Origin of the sequence: Candidatus Xianfuyuplasma coldseepsis (assembly GCF_014023125.1) — a bacterium.
In the GTDB taxonomy this organism is placed as follows: domain Bacteria; phylum Bacillota_I; class Bacilli_A; order Izemoplasmatales; family Izemoplasmataceae; genus Xianfuyuplasma; species Xianfuyuplasma coldseepsis.
Window position 1 is genome coordinate 1,334,073 of record NZ_CP048914.1, and the last position, 21,136, is coordinate 1,355,208.

The 21,136-nt window shown below is 39.5% G+C and carries 16 protein-coding genes; 13 read left to right on the forward strand and 3 right to left on the reverse strand.

Annotated features, from left to right (window positions below):
* The first annotated feature begins 121 nt into the window (after positions 1–121).
* Genes hydE through hydF form a run of 4 tightly spaced genes read left to right on the forward strand, consistent with a single transcriptional unit; the run spans position 122 to position 5,179 of the window.
* Complete coding sequence (hydE, locus tag G4Z02_RS06380; protein WP_420885520.1) at positions 122–1,168, forward strand: [FeFe] hydrogenase H-cluster radical SAM maturase HydE; 1,047 nt, start codon at positions 122–124, stop codon at positions 1,166–1,168.
* A gap of 5 nt (positions 1,169–1,173) precedes the next feature.
* Complete coding sequence (gene hydG, locus G4Z02_RS06385) at positions 1,174–2,538, forward strand: [FeFe] hydrogenase H-cluster radical SAM maturase HydG (RefSeq protein WP_258877189.1); 1,365 nt, start codon at positions 1,174–1,176, stop codon at positions 2,536–2,538.
* Positions 2,539–2,549: 11 nt separating this feature from the next.
* Entirely contained in the window at positions 2,550–3,947 is a 1,398-nt protein-coding gene (locus G4Z02_RS06390) for an aspartate ammonia-lyase (protein WP_258877190.1), read from the forward strand.
* Complete coding sequence (hydF, locus tag G4Z02_RS06395) at positions 3,947–5,179, forward strand: [FeFe] hydrogenase H-cluster maturation GTPase HydF (RefSeq protein ID WP_258877191.1); 1,233 nt, start codon at positions 3,947–3,949, stop codon at positions 5,177–5,179. The genes G4Z02_RS06390 and hydF overlap by 1 nt, the downstream gene beginning before the upstream one ends.
* A gap of 26 nt (positions 5,180–5,205) precedes the next feature.
* Here hydF and G4Z02_RS06400 read toward each other — a convergent pair whose 3' ends face one another.
* Positions 5,206–5,967, reverse strand: a complete 762-nt coding sequence (locus tag G4Z02_RS06400; RefSeq protein ID WP_258877192.1) for a sulfite exporter TauE/SafE family protein — start codon at positions 5,965–5,967, stop codon at positions 5,206–5,208.
* 130 nt (positions 5,968–6,097) lie between these two features.
* Between G4Z02_RS06400 and G4Z02_RS06405 the strand changes: the two genes are divergently transcribed.
* From G4Z02_RS06405 to G4Z02_RS06445, 9 genes are all read left to right on the forward strand, one after another.
* Entirely contained in the window at positions 6,098–7,507 is a 1,410-nt protein-coding gene (locus G4Z02_RS06405) for an MATE family efflux transporter (RefSeq protein WP_258877193.1), read from the forward strand.
* Positions 7,508–7,538: 31 nt separating this feature from the next.
* Positions 7,539–8,606, forward strand: a complete 1,068-nt coding sequence (gene prfA, locus G4Z02_RS06410; RefSeq protein WP_258877194.1) for a peptide chain release factor 1 — start codon at positions 7,539–7,541, stop codon at positions 8,604–8,606.
* A gap of 44 nt (positions 8,607–8,650) precedes the next feature.
* Positions 8,651–9,496, forward strand: a complete 846-nt coding sequence (gene prmC / locus G4Z02_RS06415; RefSeq protein WP_258877195.1) for a peptide chain release factor N(5)-glutamine methyltransferase — start codon at positions 8,651–8,653, stop codon at positions 9,494–9,496.
* A gap of 101 nt (positions 9,497–9,597) precedes the next feature.
* On the forward strand, positions 9,598–11,664 hold the full coding sequence (gene topA, locus G4Z02_RS06420; RefSeq protein WP_258877196.1) for a type I DNA topoisomerase: 2,067 nt from the start codon (positions 9,598–9,600) through the stop codon (positions 11,662–11,664).
* A gap of 354 nt (positions 11,665–12,018) precedes the next feature.
* Complete coding sequence (gene ftsY / locus G4Z02_RS06425) at positions 12,019–12,987, forward strand: signal recognition particle-docking protein FtsY (protein WP_258877197.1); 969 nt, start codon at positions 12,019–12,021, stop codon at positions 12,985–12,987.
* A complete protein-coding gene (ylxM, locus tag G4Z02_RS06430; protein ID WP_258877198.1) occupies positions 12,987–13,310 on the forward strand; it encodes a YlxM family DNA-binding protein in 324 nt (107 codons plus the stop codon). The genes ftsY and ylxM overlap by 1 nt, the downstream gene beginning before the upstream one ends.
* 4 nt (positions 13,311–13,314) lie before the next feature.
* Positions 13,315–14,718 carry a signal recognition particle protein gene (gene ffh / locus G4Z02_RS06435; protein ID WP_258877199.1) on the forward strand — a complete coding sequence of 468 codons (1,404 nt, stop codon included), beginning with the start codon at positions 13,315–13,317 and terminating at the stop codon, positions 14,716–14,718.
* A 91-nt stretch (positions 14,719–14,809) separates the two neighbouring features.
* The gene (locus tag G4Z02_RS06440; protein ID WP_258877200.1) at positions 14,810–15,055 is read left to right on the forward strand and encodes a hypothetical protein; all 246 of its coding nucleotides are present in this window, start codon (positions 14,810–14,812) and stop codon (positions 15,053–15,055) included.
* A 35-nt stretch (positions 15,056–15,090) separates the two neighbouring features.
* Entirely contained in the window at positions 15,091–18,804 is a 3,714-nt protein-coding gene (locus G4Z02_RS06445) for an AAA domain-containing protein (protein ID WP_258877201.1), read from the forward strand.
* 48 nt (positions 18,805–18,852) lie between these two features.
* On the opposite strand, the gene G4Z02_RS06450 is transcribed toward G4Z02_RS06445, so the two are convergent.
* Together G4Z02_RS06450 and G4Z02_RS06455 are read right to left on the reverse strand one after the other, a co-directional pair.
* A complete protein-coding gene (locus G4Z02_RS06450) occupies positions 18,853–19,848 on the reverse strand; it encodes a fatty acid desaturase (protein ID WP_258877202.1) in 996 nt (331 codons plus the stop codon).
* Positions 19,849–20,289: 441 nt separating this feature from the next.
* Positions 20,290–21,123: a Cof-type HAD-IIB family hydrolase gene (locus G4Z02_RS06455; RefSeq protein WP_258877203.1), complete on the reverse strand. Its 834-nt coding sequence runs from the start codon at positions 21,121–21,123 to the stop codon at positions 20,290–20,292.
* Positions 21,124–21,136 lie beyond the last annotated feature (13 nt).

The following is a 21,136-nucleotide window of genomic DNA, read 5'->3' on the forward strand; positions in this document are numbered from 1 at the left end:
CCTATGTTACGGAGTTTTTTATTTGACCTATGTATAATAGGGTTGGCGAGGTGATAGCATGAACACGATTTTACCGAATATCAAAACAGGTAAAAAACAACATCCAATGACTCAAAAACGAATTGCACAACTGATTGATCAACTAGCAGATACACACATGATTCCCGTAGATGATCTACGGTATTTGCTCGATCATATTTGTGTGGAAGATACCTCGTATTTATTTGATACAGCCCACAAAGTAAAACAACCCTACTATCAGAATCGTGTCTTTTTACGAGGGTTGATTGAAATTAGTAATTACTGTAGTAAGGGATGTCATTATTGTGGTATTAATCGTACCAATAAGAACGTTCAGCGGTATCGTCTCGATAAAGAAACAATCCTAGAATGCTGTAGGCGGGGATATGACCTTGGATATAAGACGTTTGTGTTACAAGCGGGAGAAGATCCAGCGTTAACCGATGAATTTCTATGTGAAGTCATCAAATCAATTAAAACAACCTATCCCGACTCACGGATTTCTTTATCATTAGGAGAACGTAGTTTTGCCTCGTATATCGCTTTATATCAAGCAGGAGCAGATCGGTATCTACTGCGTCACGAGACTGCTTCAAAACGATTATACGAACATTTACATCCTAACGATTCAAGTTTTGAAAATCGTCGTCAATGTTTGGATAATCTGAAAGTAATCGGGTATCAAACCGGATCAGGATGTATGGTCGGAAGCCCAAGTCAAACCAATGACGATATTGTCCAGGATTTACTCTACTTACATCAATTACAGCCACACATGGTGGGGGTTGGTCCCTATCTTTGTCATGAAGACACATTACTGAGAGGCAATCAATCCGGCACATTACTCGAAACGTACATCATCTTAGCCTTGGTTCGATTGATTTTGCCACAAGCGATGTTGCCAGCTACAACCGCTTTGGGGACATTGGATAAACTGGGGCGCGAGAATGCCCTCTTTGTTGGGGCGAATGTGATGATGCCTAACATCGGTCCGAAAGAATATTTAGAAGCCTATCAAATCTATCAAAATAAACAATTAGCAAAAGATACCGATGAATCGAATCGGGACAACACAAAAAAACGAATTGAAGCATTTGGACATATCGCTGATTTCAGCGTCGGTGATGTTCATACATGGGAAGGATGAGCACGATGATTGATAAATACTATATTAACAAGTTATTGCAGGCAGCAAGGCATCCAGCCGACGAAGAAATCCAAGCCATTTTAGATAAAGCAAGGAAACGTAAACGACTAAATGATATGGATGTTGCGATGTTGCTAAATGCACACAAACCAGAACAACTGGAACAAATTTATGATATCGCTGGGTGCTTGAAGGATGAGATTTATGGTAGTCGAGTTGTCATCTTTGCCCCCCTATATATATCCAACTATTGTGTCAACAATTGCAAATATTGTGGTTATCGTCGTGACAATAAATTTCCACGCAAAAAACTAACGCAAAGCGCCATCAAAGAACAAGCAATCACATTGGAAAAACTTGGTCATAAACGTTTAGCGTTGGAAGTGGGAGAGTCACCAAAAGAAACACCGATTGATTATGTTGTCGAATCGATTAAAACCATTTATGACAACTCCTCCATCCGTCGTATTAATGTCAATATTGCCGCAACAACTGTAGACGACTATAAAAAGTTAAAAGACGTAGGGATTGGAACGTATATCTTGTTTCAAGAAACTTATGATCCCGATGCCTTTAAGGACCAACATCCCAAAAGTATCAAAGGGGATTATGAGTATCATCTTCACGCCTTTGATCGCGCCTTTGAAGCGGGGATTGATGATGTAGGTGCGGGGGTTTTATTCGGTCTTGCCAACTGGAAATTTGAAGTTATGAGCTTATTGATTCATAATCGATATTTGGAAGATACGTATGGGGTTGGTTTTCATACCATCAGTGTTCCTCGTTTGAAGAAAGCAGAAGGAATGTCGTTAGAAGACTATCCCAATATTATTTCGGATGAGCAGTTTAAACGACTGGTAACCGTATTACGACTCGCAGTGCCATATGTGGGGTTAATCTTAAGCACTAGAGAAACCAAAGAAATGCGAGAAGAACTAATTCAACGTGGCGTCAGTCAAATCAGTGCTGGAAGTAAAACAGATGTTGGTGGGTATCATGAAGATATCGAAGAAGCACACGAACCCGATCAATTTGAACTATCGGATGAACGCTCTGTGCTTGAAGTAAATAAGGATTTAATCTCGCGAAATCTGATTCCCTCCTATTGTACAGCGTGTTATCGCAAAGGACGTACAGGTGATCGCTTCATGCGACTTGCAAAAGGGGGAACGATTGGATTGATTTGTGAACCCAATGCCTTGATGACGTTGACAGAATATGTGATGGACTATGGGGATCAAGAGCTAATCGAATCTGGATTAAAATTCATTTTCAATCATGCCGAAAAAATCCGGCATCAAACTGTAAAAGACAAATTGAAAACAAATATATATCGCATTATTAAAGGTGAACGCGATCTCTATTTCTAGGAGGTGACATCATGCGTAAAGAAACCGATCAAATGGGAACAATAGAACTACCAGATAATTGTTTATACGGCATTGCTACAGCTCGGGCTATCATGAATTTTAACATCTCTGAACAAGTAGTAAACAACCGAATAATTCATGAAATGGTCAATATTAAAAAGCAAGCAGCATTGTGCAATCATGAACTGGGGTATTTGTCCGATGAAATAACCACGGCAATCACATTGGCATGTGATCAAATTTTAGCAGGTGATTATCGTGATTCCTTTGTTGTTTGTGCGCATCAAGGTGGTGCTGGTACCAGTACCAATATGAATGTCAATGAGGTCATTGCAAACAAGGCACTTCAAGTGCTTGGACATCCCTGTGGTTCGTATCATATAATCCATCCGATCAATCACATTAATTTGCATCAATCAACCAATGACACGTTCCCAACTGCAGTCCGAATCGCAGCAATTAAACAATTGCGATTAGTCGCAAATGAGTATAGTTTTCTGCAACAAACATTGCAACAAAAAGAAACTGAATATGGATCGATATTAAAACTTGGAAGAACACAAATGATGGACGCGGTTCCGATGCTTGCAGGACAGATGTTTGGGGCTCAAGCGAGTGTGATTAGTCGTGATCGATGGCGCTTATACAAGGTGGAAGAACGACTTCGGACAATGAATATTGGTGGGACGGCAATTGGTACAGGTATGAATGCACCTCTTAAATATACGTTTATGATGACATCAAAATTGCAACAATCGACAAACATCGGTCTAAGCCGTGCTGATGATTTAATTGATAATACTCAAAACGTCGATTCCTTTGTTGAGGTATCTAGTTTATTAAAAGTGGCTGCTACAACGCTGATCAAAATGGCGAACGATTATCGATTCTTAGCCTCTGGCCCTCATGGTGGTATTGGTGAAATATCGTTAAAACCACACCAAGCAGGATCGTCTATCATGCCAGGAAAAGTGAATCCGGTAATCCTCGAAATGACGATTCAAGTTGCTGAAAAAATCATTGCCAACGATGCATTGATTACCTCTTTGGCAACACGTGGTAATTTGGAACTAAATGCCTTTTTACCAGGGATTGCTGAAGCACTTCTCGAGTCTCTTGAACTCTTAACTAACACCGTTCATAAGTTCAATAATATGTGTGTAAAAAATATAGTGGTCAACAAGGATATATGTCAGCAAAATCTGGAGCGATCGATGTCGTTAATCACACCACTCATTCATATCATTGGCTACGATAAAGCAAGTTGGGTTGTGAAACAAGCACAAGAGCACCAAATGACAATCAGAGACATATTAGTACAAGAAAAACTGTTTACGAACAAGGAACTCGATCAACTACTTGATCCCTTAAATATTACGAAACCAGGGATTATCAAAGGGGTGAAATGATGAATCAAACACCACGAAGCAATCGCACTCATATTGCCATTTTTGGTCGACGAAATGCGGGGAAAAGCAGTGTTATAAACGCACTTACGAATCAACAAATTTCACTGGTTAGTGATGTGGCTGGAACAACGACCGACCCGGTATTTAAGAGTATCGAGTTGTTACCGCTTGGACCTTGTGTATTAATTGATACAGCAGGTATTGATGATATCGGTACATTAGGAAAAATGCGGGTAGAAAGAACCTATGATATCATAAATAAGACCGATATTGGTCTTATTATCTTCGATCATCAACAAACTGATTTTAGCGAAGAACTGCAATTGATAAAAGAATTTAAGAAACGACAAAAACCGTTCCTACTAGTTGGGAATAAAACCGATCAAGGAACAACGTCGTCGATGGATGCCTTAGGTAAATATGACATTCATTTTGTCAGTGCCTTGACAAAAGCAGGAATGACTCAGTTAAAACAACAAATCGGACAAACGGTTCAGTTTGAAGAAGAAAAATTCCGTATTGTCGGTGATTTAATTCAACCCGGTGAGTTTGTCGTATTGGTAACACCGATAGACAAAGCTGCACCAAAAGGTCGATTAATTTTACCGCAACAACAAACCATACGAGACATCCTTGAAAGCGATGCAATCGCGATTGTCACCAAAGAGCATGAGTTGCGAGAAACCTTACAAAATCTTCACAAAAAACCAGCCTTGGTGATTACCGATTCGCAAGCGTTTCTAAAAGTGTCAGCTGATACACCCCAAGATATCCCATTGACGAGCTTCAGTATCTTATTTGCCCGAAATAAAGGCGATCTAGAAGAACTTGTTCAAGGGGCTTTAGCCATCGATCACTTACAAAGCGGAGATACCATTTTGGTCAGTGAAGGATGCACACACCATCGTCAAAGCGATGATATAGGAACGGTTAAAATCCCGCGGTGGTTACGGCAATATACGGGGAAAGATTTTAATTTTATATATAGTAGTGGCTATTCCTTCCCTAAAGAGTTGGACGAGGTTCAACTTGTGATTCATTGCGGTGGATGCATGTTAAATAAAACGGAAATGATGTATCGCATCAAACAAGTCGTAGACAAGGATATACCGATTGTTAATTACGGTGTTTTGATTGCTTATGTTCAGGGAATCTTTGAACGAGCACTCAAACCATTTCCCCTAGCCAACCTGATTTTTCAAGAACAACATCAAAAAAAGCAATCGCAATGATTGCTTTTTTAGTACAGTAATACTGACTAACTTGTGTAAAACAGCAGTACAAGAATCGAACCATAGATCATCAAGAATCCACCAATGACACGATTTAGGATGATTTCATTCACTTTATTGGCAAAGATGCTGGCTAGGTTGGCTCCAACGAACGCAGCAACGCTGGCAAATATTAAGGGAAGCCATTCTGTCGGGATAATTAAGATGTGAGTTACGGCACCGACAAAGGCGGTAACCGTCATGATCGTAACGCTGGTTCCAACGGCTTCACGGAGGCCGAATCCAAGTAACATCGTTAGTACTGCGAGCATGCTAAGGCCACCACCACTACCAAAATAACCGCTGATTAATCCGATGATTATTCCCCAAAAGATCGCTTGGCCAATAATAAATTTACCTGGTTTGATTAATTTATTTTGGGGATTGTCTTTCACAGGATACACAAAAAAGCGGATCCCAAGAACGACGACAAAGATATTGAGCACGGAGTTCATATTATAGGGGTTCATGTCTTTGGATACAATGCTACCGATGATGGTAAATACAATCACCATGATTGCTAGGTAAGAGGCTCGTTTTAAGTCAACGTTTTTGTAACGTATATAATTAAAGGCACTGGTCGAACTAGCAAAGATATCACTTGCTAGTGCAATCCCGATTGCAACATAGGTATCCATCCCCAAAACGGTGGCGAACAATGGAGCAATAATAACGGCAGCACTAAGTCCCACTAAGCCCGTTGCGATTCCAGCAAAAAAGCCACCGATAATGTAAACAAATATGTCCATGATATTGCCCCTTTCTAGTTGTCATATAACCATTATAGTATAGATTGTAAGTTTCAACAACTTTCAAAACAAATAGGTAGTTTTTTTTAAATCCTTAGTGTATAATCAGGACATGAATTAGGTGACAAACATGAAGACGAAATTCGATTTGACAAAAGGAAATATCATCAAAGACTTATTGATTGTTGCATTACCCACCCTAGCCACAAGTTTAATTCAAATGGCGTACAATCTTACGGATATGTACTGGGTATCCAAAACCGATCAAATAGGTCTAATCCCAGAACAAGCCGTGGCCGCAATTGGAACTGTCGGCTTTTATCCGTGGTTTGGGTTTGGATTGATTATGATTGCCAAAATTGGGACTAGCGTCAAAGTAGCGCAAGCAGCTGGACAAAATGATATGACCCAGGTCGAACGAATTGGAAACAACGGTTTATCGTTGATGTTGTTGTTTGGTTTATTGTATTCGTTATTTGGAATCGCATTAAATGGGATGTATGTTGGATGGTTTGATATTGAAACCGCAGCTGTCAATACTATGGCAATGAACTACATGCGGATTATTGGATTTTTTGGAATTGCCTTCTTTACGGTAAACTTATTCAACGGGGTCTACGATGGATTAGGAAAAACCATCAATACGCTCTATGTCACAATGTCCGGATTAATCCTGAATATCATTCTCGATCCATTCTTTATCTTAGAAACCGTCAATGTGTTTGGGCTGTTTACGATAAATGGACTGGGGATGGGTGTTGAAGGAGCTGCCTGGGCAACCGGTATTGGCCAAAGCAGTATCCTGATTATCTATCTTATCTTATATTCCAGTCGCTTCAAACCATTTGTGGTGCGACTAAAATCCTATTTTGATTGGCATGTAATCAAGGGCATAGTCAAGATTGGATTACCAGTAGGTATCCAAAGTATGTTTTTTACAACGATTAGTATGATCATTGCCCGAATGGTTGTTTCGTATGGTGATCAACCCTTGGCAATTCAACGCATTGGATCGCAAATTGAATCGGTTGCCTGGATGATTGCTAGTGGATTTCAAGTGGCGCTAGCCAGTTTTGTTGGCCAGAATTTCGGGGCATTGAAATACGATCGGATTAAACTGGGGTACAAAAAATCGATGACCTTGCTTGTTCCGTATGGATTGACAATTAATCTCTTGATGTTTGTCTTTGCGGGAGATATTTTTAAACTGTTCTTCAGTGATCCAACGACACTGGCAATTGGGAAAACCTATTTGGAAATTCTCAGTGTGTCACAGTTGTTTATGATTGTCGAACTTGCCACTGCAGGAGTGTTTAACGGACTTGGAAAAACGGCGTATCCTTCCGGTGTTGGAATTGTCGGGAACATCCTTCGGATACCAGGAGCAATTCTCCTCAGTGCATCCTTAGGATATGCAGGAATATGGTGGGCCGTCAGTGGTTCATCGATTATCAAAGGTACCGTCCTTGTCGTGTGGGTTATCTATTTCTTACGCAAACTAGGACAACCCGGTGGATTGTTGTTTGAAAATTCTGATTGATTGATATATAATGAGCGATGGAAGTGATAATATGTTAGAACGACTCGATAAAATTGAAGAACGATATCAAGAATTGACAACGCTATTAATGGATCCTGAGATTGTTACGGATATTCCGCGTATGACGGAACTTGCCAAGGAGCAAAGTTCGTTACAACCAATTGTTACATTATATAAGGAATACAAAGACGTCTTACAAACCATTTCGGATTTAAAAGATATGATGCATGAAGACGATCCTGAGATTGTCGAAATGGCGCATATGGAACTCGATGAGTTGAAACCGCGCGTTCCCGAAATTGAAGAGGAACTTAAAGTCTTGTTGATTCCCAAAGATCCGAATGATGAAAAAAACGTTATCTGTGAAATTCGTGGAGCTGCTGGAGGTAGTGAAGCGAACATCTTTGCTGGAGATCTATTTCGGATGTATACAAAATATGCTGAAACCCAAGGGTGGAAGTTGGAAGTTACAAATGCCGAAGTGAATGACGCGGGTGGATTTTCACAAGTGGAGTTTACTATCTCAGGAAAGAGTGTGTATTCGTACATGAAGTACGAATCTGGAGCACACCGGGTTCAACGTGTCCCTCAAACCGAAAGTCAAGGACGGGTTCATACGTCAACCGCAACCGTACTTGTCTTGCCGGAAGCAGAGGATATCGAAGTTGAATTGAATATGAGTGACGTTCGCGTCGATACCTACCGCAGTAGTGGTGCTGGTGGCCAAAGTGTTAATACCACCGACAGTGCGGTTCGTGTCACTCACGAACCAACGGGATTAATTGTCACTTGTCAAGATGGAAAAAGTCAACACGAAAACAAAGCATCGGCATTACGGATTTTAAAAGCACGTTTGTACGACCGTATCCTTCAAGAACAACAAGAAAAAGAAGGACAGGAACGTCGTAGTAAAATTGGTTCTGGTGATCGCAGTGAGAAAATTCGGACCTATAATTATCCGCAAAATCGTGTCACCGATCACCGCATTGGATTTACCATTTTACAACTCGATCGGGTTATGGAAGGTAAACTAGAACCGATTATTGATGCGTTAATTACCGAAGACTTAAAACGAAAACTAGAAGGAAAAGACCACTAAAAAGAGCTTCGTGCTCTTTTTCAATGAACAAAGGAGTGAGAGATATGCCCAGTTATCGCGAGATCTTACAAATCAATGAACAATATGCGATTGATAATCAAAAAGAAAGCACGGGTATTAAAATCTTATTACTATATTTCTCCCAGATGAGTTCGACAGAACTACTGTTGCATATGGATGATGATATGCCGGAAGAACAATATCAAGACTTTTTGTATGGTGTCGATCGATACGTGATTCGTAATATACCCGTACAGCATATTACTGGAGAAGAATATTTTTTCGGGTATACTTTTGAAGTGAACGAGGATGTATTGATTCCTCGATTTGAAACCGAGGAACTGGTAGCCAATGTATTGTTGATATACGATGACGTGTTTGGTGGGCAAGACGTTCGTGTCCTCGATATCGGAACCGGAAGTGGTTGTTTGGCGATCACGTTGGATTTGGAAGAACCACATATGAGTGTTACCGCGACAGATATTAGTGATGCGGCTTTGGCGGTCGCCAAACGCAACAACGAGAAACTTGGCGCGAATGTGTCCTTTTATCAAGGAGATTTAACCCTTCCTGTACAAGACCAAATCTTTGACATTATCGTATCGAATCCACCGTATATTCCCGAGAATGAGTATGTCGAGGATGTTGTCGTTGATCACGAACCAAGTATTGCTTTGTTCGGTGGTGAAGATGGTTTATATTTCTATCGCCGAATAATCCAGCAAGTATCCTCCATTACTCCTGATAAATTTATCCTTGCCTTTGAGCATGCATTCAATACCGCAAAAGCATTACGCAAATTAATTCAAGATCATTTTCCCGATGCAACGATTGTTCAGAAGAAAGACATGCAGGGAAAAGATCGGATGACATTTGTGATAAAAGAGTGAGAAAAAACTTATATATATCTATAATATATATAATAAAAATGCCCTCTTGACAGCACCATCATCCTATGTATTAATATAATGTTGCATAAGGAGTTGAGACCATGAGTCAGAAACTTGTAATCGTCGAATCCCCCAGTAAATCGAAAACCATTGAGCAGTATCTTGGACCCGATTATACGGTATTATCCTCCAAAGGACATATCCGTGATTTGGCCATCCGTGGCCAAGGTGGACTGGGATTGGATATTGACAATGACTTCCAACCACAGTATGAAGTCATCAAAGAAAAGAAAAAAGTAGTCGCTGATTTGAAAAAAGCCGTTCATAAAACGGATGAAGTATTTTTAGCGACCGACCCCGACCGTGAAGGAGAAGCCATTAGTTGGCATCTGTTTCAGACGCTGGATATCGGTGATCGCCCGACCCATCGTGTTATTTTCAATGAAATCACACGAGATCGGGTGTTAGAAGCATTTGAACATCCACGAGATATTGATTATAATCTCGTCTCTTCGCAAGAAACCAGACGAATTTTAGACCGGATTATCGGATTTAAATTATCGAAGTTATTGCAGAATAAAATTAAAAGTAAATCTGCAGGACGTGTGCAAAGCGCAACCTTAAAAATTATTGTCGATAAGGAAAAAGAAATCCAAGCGTTTGTTCCCGAAGAATATTGGAAAGTTCAAGCACAATTTGAACTTTTTAATGCGGAATTAGCTAAATTCAACAATACCAAAGTGGAATTGTCCTCTGAACAAGAGACCAATGAACTCGTCGCAACATTGGATGATAACTATCTTGTTGCTACTGTTGAACAACGCGAACGTAAACGTGAAACTAAACTTCCATTTACGACGTCGTCGCTACAACAAGAAGCATCCAATAAACTAAATTTTAGTTCTCGTAAAACGATGTTGATTGCCCAACGATTATACGAAGGAATCGACTTGGCTAACGAGACGGTTGGTTTGATAACCTATATGCGTACCGACAGTATTCGTCTGTCGGAAACTTTTAGTTATCCTGCAATCAAGTTCATTGAAGAGGAATATGGAAAAGCATACAAAGGATATATTCGTAAAGCCAAGAAATCTCTGAATGTTCAAGATGCACATGAGGCGATTCGTCCAACAAGTGTATTCCATCGTCCAAAAGATGTCAAACAATACTTGTCCCGTGATGAGTATAACCTCTATAAGTTGATATATAATCGAACGTTAGCGTCTTTAATGAAGGCAGCCAAAATTCAAGTAACCGATGTCTTGCTTACCAATCAACAAGCAGAGTTCAAAGCATCGGCACAAGAAGTTGTGTTTGATGGGTACTTGAAAGTATATACCTACGATACCGTGCAAACATCGCAATTACCGGAACTTACTGAAGGAGATGTGTTAACGGCATTAAACGTCGAGACCACCCAAAACTTCACATCACCACCGGCAAGATACAGTGAAGCACGGCTCATTAAAGAAATGGAAGATCTCGGGATCGGTCGTCCATCGACCTATTCCCAAACGATCTCGACATTGAAGAATCGGAAATACGTGTCCGTCAAAGAAAAGCGATTCATTCCGACGGAACAAGGAATGTTAACGATTGAAAAACTGGACCAATTCTTCAGCCAAATAGTGAGTGCAGACTATACCGCTCGGATGGAAAAAGTCCTCGATGATATCTCTGAAGGCGAAGAACACCAAACACGGATCGTCACCCAATTCTACAATTCCTTTATCCCGATGGTCGAAAATGCCAATAAAAACATGGAAAAAATCGCACCCAAATATACCGGTGAAGATTGTCCCAAATGTGGCCATAAAATGGTGTTTCGCCAATCCAAGTATGGAACCTTTGAAGCATGCAGTAATTTCCCTGCTTGTAAATACATTAAGACCAAAGAAAAAGAAGCGCGTATAGAACCCAAAACCACCGGGATTACCTGTCCTAAATGTGGAACCGGGGAAATCGTTGAACGTGTCGCCAAAAAAGGACGCAATGCCGGTAAGACGTTCTATGCATGTAATAATTTCCCGAAATGTCGCAATATGCTATTTGGGAAGCCAACTGGTGAAGCCTGTCCTGAATGTGGCCGACTACTCATTGAAAATGACAAAGGTGAAGTCGTTTGTTCCAACTCCAAAGAGTGTGGATTTGTTGTCTCAAAATAGGTCGGAATTTGAACTATTTAGACTGTCCAATTCTCGATAGTGGTCAATGTACTAAAAAAACTCATTAAACGGCTATAATTAGCCGTTTTTTATTATACGAATTTCACCATTTTCGTTCACTAGTTTTTTTAGATATATGGTTGACATTTTTAGGCGTTATGTGTTATATTAAAGATGCGACATAGTCGCAACTTATCCCTTACATAGCATGGTGAATATTTATTATTCACACATCCCCTTCCTTAATCCGCCGAGAGGCGGATTTTCCCTTTCTATAGGGTATTTTTTATTATTATGGTATAATTTGGATGGGTATGTTATAATGATTTTTGGTTTTTTGAGTGAGGTGAGATGATGGGATTCTTTAAGAATTTATTTCAATCCAAAAGTAAAAAAGAACAAGCAGAGAAATATCGTATTGGAATGGCGAAAACCAGGCGTGGTGTCCTCGCTCATCTTCAAGAATTATTAGACAATCGGTCGGATATATCCGATGACCTTTTTGATGAACTAGAAGAAATCTTTATCATGGCCGATATTGGTGTCAATACCGTTGTTAAAATTGTCAGTCACCTTCGCAAAGAAGTCGATACAAGAGGGGTTACGGATGTTGAGGAAGTAAAAGAATTATTGATTGATCAATTGTTTCGTTTGTATGTGAAAGATTCCATTGTATCTTCGAATTTAGATATCCAACAAAATCGGGTTAATGTCGTGTTGTTTGTCGGTGTTAATGGTGTTGGAAAAACAACAACAATAGCGAAAGTAGCTTATGAATACATCAAAAAAGGAAAACAAGTACTGATGGTGGCCGGTGATACATTTCGTGCTGGAGCGATCAATCAATTAAAGATATGGGCAGAGCGTGTTGGTGCAGATTTTTATGCCAAAGAAGAAGGCAGTGATCCGTCCAGTGTGATGTTTGATGCCATCGAACATGCCAAGAAAAACGAGATTGATGTAATCTTGTGCGACACGGCTGGACGGCTTCAAAATAAAACGAATTTGATGAAAGAATTGGAAAAGATTAATAAAGTTATTGGACGTGAAATTGATGGTGCACCCCATGAAACATTATTGGTGATTGATGCGACAACGGGACAAAATGGATTGTCACAAGCAAAAATCTTTAATGAAGTGACAACCATTACTGGGATAGTTCTTACCAAGTTAGATGGAACAGCAAAAGGTGGTATTGTGCTTGCGATTCGTGATGAAATGGATATACCGATTAAATACGTCGGTCTAGGCGAAACCCTAGATGACTTAGAGCATTTTGATATTGAGGAATACATCTATGGCATGTTTGAGGGGATTTTCTAATGGACATTTTAGAGAAAACACTGGAATTGCAATCGCTGTACGACTTGTATAATCCGTTATTAACAGACAAGCAGAAACGATATTTTGAACAGTACTATTTTGATGATTTTTCGATTAGTGAGATTAGTGAGAATGAGAATATAAGTCGAAACGGCGTTCATGATTTATTGAAACGTACGGTTCAGAAACTATACGATTTGGAAATGAAGTTGCATCTTCATGAACAAGCTAAGAAACGCGAAGAAATCCATCAAAAATACGACAAAAAAGGCAGTGATGAAACGATACATAAACTGCTTGAAGAGTTGCGAAAAGTAGAGTGATAATATGGCATTTGAGAATTTAAGTGATCGCCTCCAAATGGCGATGCGTCGGGTGACGGGTAAAGGTCGTCTGACCGAGCAAGACATCAATGATATGATGCGTGAAGTGCGTCTCAGTTTACTGGAGGCGGATGTTAATTATAAAGTGGTACGTGAATTTACCAAAGATGTGAAAGAAAAAGCCCTGGGTGAAAAGATCTTAAAAGGACTAAATCCAGGACAGCAAGTTGTTAAAATCGTTCATGACGAGTTGCAACAAGTCATGGGAGATAAAGCCGAACCAATCGGTATGAACATGGTTGGTATAACCAAAGTTATGCTGGTGGGATTACAGGGTGCTGGGAAAACAACCACCGCTGGTAAACTAGCACTATTTTTACGAAAACAACACAATGTAAAACCATTATTGGTTGCACTGGATATATATCGCCCCGCCGCAGTGGAACAACTCAAAACCTTGGCTGGACAATTGAATGTTGATATTTACGAGCAAGGAACAACAAAGAAACCGGAAATCATCATTCAAGAAGCGATGGATTATGCCGTTTCAAACGGTAATAATCTGGTTATTGCGGACACCGCAGGACGCCTTCATATTGATGATTCGATGATGGATGAACTTGTCCGAGTGAAATCAATTATGAAACCTGATGAGGTATTGTTGACGTTAGATGCAATGACCGGACAAGATGCTGTCAATGTTACCGAACATTTCCATTCCACCTTACAAGTAACGGGTGCAATTTTAACCAAATTGGATGGCGATACTCGCGGGGGAGCTGCACTATCCTTGCGTCGCATCACCAACGTCCCGATTAAATTGATGGGAATGGGTGAAAAACTCGATCAACTCGAAGTGTTCCATCCGGAACGTATGGCCTCACGAATCCTCGGTATGGGCGATGTCATGACCCTTGTTGATAAGGTCACCGAGAATATCGATGAAGACGATATGATGGGTATGATGGAAAAAATGATGAGTGGGAAATTTAATTATAACGACTACATCAAACAATTAAAAATGATTAAACGAATGGGATCTCTTGGCGGAATCTTAAAACTAATACCCGGTATGGGAAAAGCATTAAAAGGCCAAGATATTGATGAAAAACAATTGGTCTATATTGAAGCGATGATTTCAAGTATGACCAAAGAAGAACGAAAAAATCCCAAATTGATTGCCCGTTCTTCCTCACGTCGTCGTCGTATTGCAAGCGGTAGTGGTCGTCGTGTGAGCGATGTGAATCGCTTGATTCAAACGATGGATCAACAAGCGCAAATGATGAAACGAATGGGCTCGATGAATCCCGCTCAAATGAATCCTGCGAACCCACTTTCAGCGATGCAACAACCATCCCGACAAAAGAAAAAGGGAAAAGGTAAAAACAAACGAAGATATCCATTTTAGGATATCTTTTTTTCATTTGTTTTCACATAATCTTCATAGGAACATATACGACCTATGATATAATGAGAATGATATGAAATGGGGGAGACAAATGAAGGATAACGTTAACCGTTTGATAGAATGGTTTGAATCCAAGTTCAATTTTATCATCGACGTCACCGCACTAATTGGGGGAACGTTTATGATTGTCATGTCCGGAGTGATTTTTGTGTCGGTATTACTGGATTCAAATGCGATTTTAGATGTTTTTGAAATGATTGTGTTACCTGGGGCATTTGGATTCTTTGGAATTCTAATGTTGTTTGCCTTGCGAATAACACGACATTTGACAAAATAGTTTTTCTAGGGGATGGCACAACTTGAGGTGATACAATGGCATTGCAAAAAGATCGATTACTAGAATCATTGGATCAATTACGAGACACGATACGTCAGGAAGAACAGTTAAAAGGACGACAAGTTCCGGTATGTTCGGATAATGTGTTACGTGAAATCGCTAAAACGAAACCACTGAAAATCAGTGATTTTTTAGCGATATCCGGTATTGGTCGTGTATTTATGGAACGCTATGCCAGTCGATTCTTGCAAGTGATTATGACCTATCAACAAGAGAGTGTCAATGAAGTTCATGTCTCGAAGACAGCCTTTAAGGTCCTCGATCACTACAAAGATCGACTCACCAATATATCGCGCAGAAATCCCAATTTATACATGGGAAAAATCGTCCGACGACGTAATTTTGACATGGCTGCATTACAACTAAATTTAGAGATTGTCCAATTTCTCACAAATAAGCGACAAAAAGTATTGTCATTACGATTTCCATCCACGATTGAAGGGGACCAACTAGAACGACACATCACGGTGTTATACCGGGAAACCAACAAGGATGAAAAAGAAACGGGTTCCTATGATCTCTACCTGGCCTATCCTTATGTAGAAGGTGTATTTAAACGCGATCAGTTCGCGATAAAGGCACCGCTTTTATATTTTCCAGTTAAATTGGTGCGAAAGCAACGAGCCTTTGAATTGCATAAAGTAACGGATAAAGATATTATTTTCAACCGTGATTTATTACTAGCAATATCTAAATTTGAACAGAATGATGTGGATTCCAAAACACCGTTCTTACAAGAAGTATCGATTAAGGCCATTAGAGATATTGTCATTCCCTATTACGAAGCCAATGGTATTGAACTAAAAAAACCAGAAGTATCCATGGATTTCATTCCTTTTAAGCGGGAACTGAAAGATCAATTCGTCAAACGAAAAAAAGGGGTCTTTCACCTGTTGGAATACATGACGTTAGGACGGTACAAACTCTATTCATCGATGATTCAAAAAGATATGAGTACGATTTTGGATCAACAAAAATACAATGATTTATTGGAAGGTTTAATTGACGAAAGCAACTTGTACTCTCAAGAAAAAGATGTCGTCTTTCAATTGTCTAGTGCACCGATCAATGAAGAGCGGTTATCGTATATAAATGATGTGAACTACGCCCAAGAGAAAGTCATTGATTTGGTGAATACCGAACAAAAACTTGTGATTTGGGGGCCACCGGGAACGGGGAAAAGTCAAACCATTACCAGTTTGATTGCATCCAGTGTTTTAAAAGGACAAAACGTCCTAGTTGTCAGTGAGAAAAAAGTCGCTTTGGATGTGATTTACTCGCGACTAAAAAACGCATCGCGATACACGATGTTTATTGACGATACGGAAAACAAGCAAGCATTCTATCAAAAGATGCAGACCTTTGTGAGTCCCTCAGCACCCGAACGAACGTTGAATAATGATATTTATGAGTTGGAACAACAAATATCCAAAGTCCTGTTTGATATGGATCGGGCGATTGAACTCTTGTATCATGAATCGATTCAGTATGTACCGATTCATAAATTGTATTCACGGTATGTACGAGATAAGGACGTTCTTGCCGATTTTACACCTAAACAAGTGCATCAATTATTTGCCAGTGTCTTTGGCGATATTACGTTTAAACAAATGGATATTTTGGAACAAACATTTGATACAAATGCCCATTTGCGTGACTATCTTCGATACGAAACAATGTGCCGAGACTATCCACTTCTAGAAAAACTAGAAACAAAAATATCACGCAGTAATAAGATCGATTTGGAAAACTTCACAGAAGAATTTCGAAAACTAGAAAATCAGTTGGAACATGTGTGGTTCTTGAAACGTCGAAAATTGAAAAAAGAGTTTATCGAAGGGCATAAAAAGTCAATATTGTATCTCACTAAAAAACGATCGATTGATAAAGCCTATATGAAACTTCTATTACAAGATGATACGTTGCATAACTACATCATGACCAACCTCAATAAACTCAATAAATTACGGAAACGTCATAAAGAACTAACACCGTTTAAACACAAATTCCTCAACATGTTTTTAACGCATCCACAACTGATGAATCGTGAGGATCCAGCGAAGATAAGACGGTATTTATTTGATGCGTTTTATACTGGATACTTAGAAGAATTTAAAGCACAACATCAAGAGTATTTATACATCTTTGATAAGTACGAAGACAAGCGTCAAGAACTCGACAGACTGATGGAACAAAAACGAGAAATCACGATTGAAACCTTTGATATGGAACTTTATAAATATGCCTTAAATCTACTGGATTCCAAACGAATTATGGATATCAAACGCAGTTTGGAAAGTGAACGTAAACTTAGTGTCAAAGCATTTATTAATCAGTTTCAGTTGGAATTGATGAACAGCATTAAAATTTGGATGATGACACCAGAAACCGTAAGTGCCATCTTGCCATTGGTGTATGGTATGTTTGATGTGGTAATCTTTGATGAAGCATCGCAGATGTATGTTGAAAAAGGAATCCCTTCCATCTATCGAGCTAAGAAAGTGGTCATTGCGGGAGATACGAAACAGTTACGACCTTCATCGCTTGGAATTGGACGTCTTGAAGACGACGATGAGTACTACGAAGAAGACGTGATTAAAGACATTACAATGGATGCGAAAAGTCTGCTAGATTTAGCACGCTACAAATACTATGAGACCATTTTAAACTACCATTATCGTAGTCGCTATGAAGAGTTGATTGCCTTTAGTAATTATGCATTCTACGAAGGAAAATTAATCGTATCACCGAATCAACAAACACCGGACAAACCACCAATTGAATACGTTCATGTAAAAGATGGTGTATTTGATAATCGACGTAATGAAGAAGAGGCGAAAGCGGTCATTAGGTTATTGCGAAAAGTGTTTCGCGAACGCACAAATAATGAAACCATTGGGGTTATTACATTTAATAGTTCCCAACGAGACTTGATTGAGAATTACATTGATGAGGAACTCTTCAAGCGCGGTAAATACCAAAAGCTATTTGAACGAGAATTATTCCGTCAAGAAGATGGCGAAGATAAGAGCTTGTTTGTGAAAAACATCGAAAATGTACAGGGTGACGAGCGCGACATTATCATTTTCTCAATGGGGTATGGCCGTGATCCTGAGGGGATTGTTCATCGTCGTTTTGGATGGCTGAATAACGAAGGTGGTCAAAATCGTTTGAACGTCGCCATTAGCCGGGCAAAACAAAAAGTATATTTCGTCTCATCACTCTATCCAGAAGAGCTAAAAGTAGAAGATTTAAAAAGTACAGGACCGAAGTTGTTGAAAAACTATATGCGTTATTGCTACTATATTTCGAACAATAAGCCCGATTTAGCTCGGGACGTACTACAGCAATTACACCATACCGATGCGACGGAACGTTCGGATGTATTATCGCCATTTGTCGAAGACGTTAAAGCACGGGTGGAACGTAGTGGATATCATGTAAAAACAAATATTGGTATCGGTCGTTACAGTATTGATTTAGCGGTTTATGATGAAGATAACAATGAGTATTTGCTTGGTATTATTTGTGATGTCGACAACAACCTAGATATGACTGCACGCCGTGATTTAATTCATCAAGAGAAGTATCTTCGTGCTCGAAACTGGGATTTATATCGTGTCTTCTCGTCCAATTGGTACATGGATAAAAACAAAGAGATGCGAGCCATCCGTGAGTACTTAAAATAACCGAATATTAAAAACCTTCAAAACATGGTGTTTTGAAGGTTTTGTTGTTTAACTGTATTGTTTCTTGAATGTTCTACGTGATATGAGTTTCTTGAGACGTTCATCGTATAAGTAAAGTGTTGCTAAGTGGATGCTTTCAAGAATATTGATCTCTTTGGAATTGCGGAATGCTTTGGTTGAGTGGAATAGTTTTCGAAGGTTATAATTGGGAATACGTGCGTTTAAATGATGAACATTGTGATACGCGATATTACCGGTAAACCAATCTAAAATACGTGGTAGTTTATAGACACTCGATCCTTTTAATGCGGCTTCGGTGATATCCCATTCATCGCTATCTGCCCAGTAGACTTCTTCGTATTGGTGTTGGACAAAGAACAGCCATACGCCAAGAGAAGAGGCAATGAAGATAATTGGAAGTTGAATCATCAAATAGTATTTAAATCCAACGGTGAATGAAACCGTGAGGATGATTGCTAAAATCCCGAGATTTGAAATGAGTAAACTAATCCAATCTTTTTTGGTTTTCATCGCAATCGGTAGACGTTGATTAATGACAAACATGTAGAATGGACCAATCCCAAATAAGAAGAAGGGATGACGATATAGACGATAACCCAAACGTTTTAACCACGAAGTCTGTTGGTATTCATCGACGGTCATTGTCCATACATCTCCAACCCCTCGTTGTTGTAAATTACCAACGGTTCGGTGATGGGTTAAGTGTTCGCGTTGCCATTGATGATAGGACGTAAACGTCAATATTCCAAGGACATGTCCAATCACGGTCATCCATTTTTTGGATGTCATAAAGGAACTGTGTGTGCAGTCATGAAACAAGATAAATATCCGGACTAAAAATAGTGCCGGTAATATTGATAATGGAAGGACCAATAGGTAGTGAATACCTGCTTGTAGCATCCAAAACATCAACGCGATTAGACCAAAATACGGGAGTAACGTGTTTGCTAGTTGCCATATCGCCCGAGCGTTTGACGGCTTCGCATAGGGGCGGACAATGTTGTTAATTGTGATTCGTTTCATAAATAACACCTCAATTACTTTATCTGTCAGAGTACTTTTATCGTTTCATATATAGAAGACTCCTTCTTCAAGCAAATTTTCGAAAATTTGGTAAGTGGGAGATGAATATATATCATTTCTGGTGCAGAAATGCTTTGCATTTTCGAAAATATTGCGTTTTCTGCATTTTGCCACTTCTACAACAATATGATAGTATGCAAGTAGGTAAATAGTAGAAGGGAGTAAAAACAGAAAACAAAAGAATAGATATTACATAGAGGATGGGACAACCTTGATAGCTCGATTGATTTGCGCGCGATAGTGCGCATTACCCGAGAAGCCCCTACTTCAACAATACCTATTGTAAGTAGTGGGAGTGTTCACATGATTACTCTATCAGACAAAGTAATAAGATGAAAGGACTTTCTAAATTAAATGGGCTTTTTCTAAATAAAAAACACGTTATTTTTTTACGTGTTTTTGTTTGGTTTTAAAGAACGATGTTAAGTAATGAACAAGGCCATCTTCCGTGTTATCATATTCGGTTATGTCATCGGCGTGGACTTTCAGGCGATCTTGAGCATTTTTCATGGCAACACCGAGACCAGCATACCGTAGCATTTCAATATCATTGTGAGCGTCGCCAAATGCGATGATGTGATCTTGATCATACCCAAGGTGTTCGGCAACGTACTGTAAACCAAGTCCTTTGTTGGTTTCTGGAGTATATAGTTCAATGACATAATTATAAAATGAGCCCCAATTACGTGCAAGAACACGGTCTTTGTATTTGTCTGCAATGAAGTCTTCAAGATGCTGTGCCTGTCCCTGGTGACAAACAATTAAGAAACCATTGGGATCTTCATGTAAAATGTCTTCAAAATGGCCGACAGTGAGTTTGGCACCGTTAAAGTAATGTAATAATGGTCGAATTTCCTCGGTATCATGCCATAGGAAGATGTCGTCCAATACTTCACCAAATGCATTCTTAATGATGTCCTTATTCTGTTGGACGATGTCGTAGATGTATTCTTTGGGAATCGAGATGTTTCGCACGTCAAAATCAGGGTCGTGTTTATTGGTGATTAAACCACCGTTATAATTGATAATTGGGCTTGTTAGTCCGAGTTGATCATAGAATTCTTCACTGCTCCGAAATGGACGTCCTGTCGCTATAACAATGTCGTGTCCTTGTTGTGACAAGGAGCGTAAATATTTTTTGGTTTTTGGCGTAATTGTTTGCCAATCCGCAAGGAGGGTGCCGTCCAAATCAAGTGCAATTAAATACTTTTCCATAAATATCACCTCA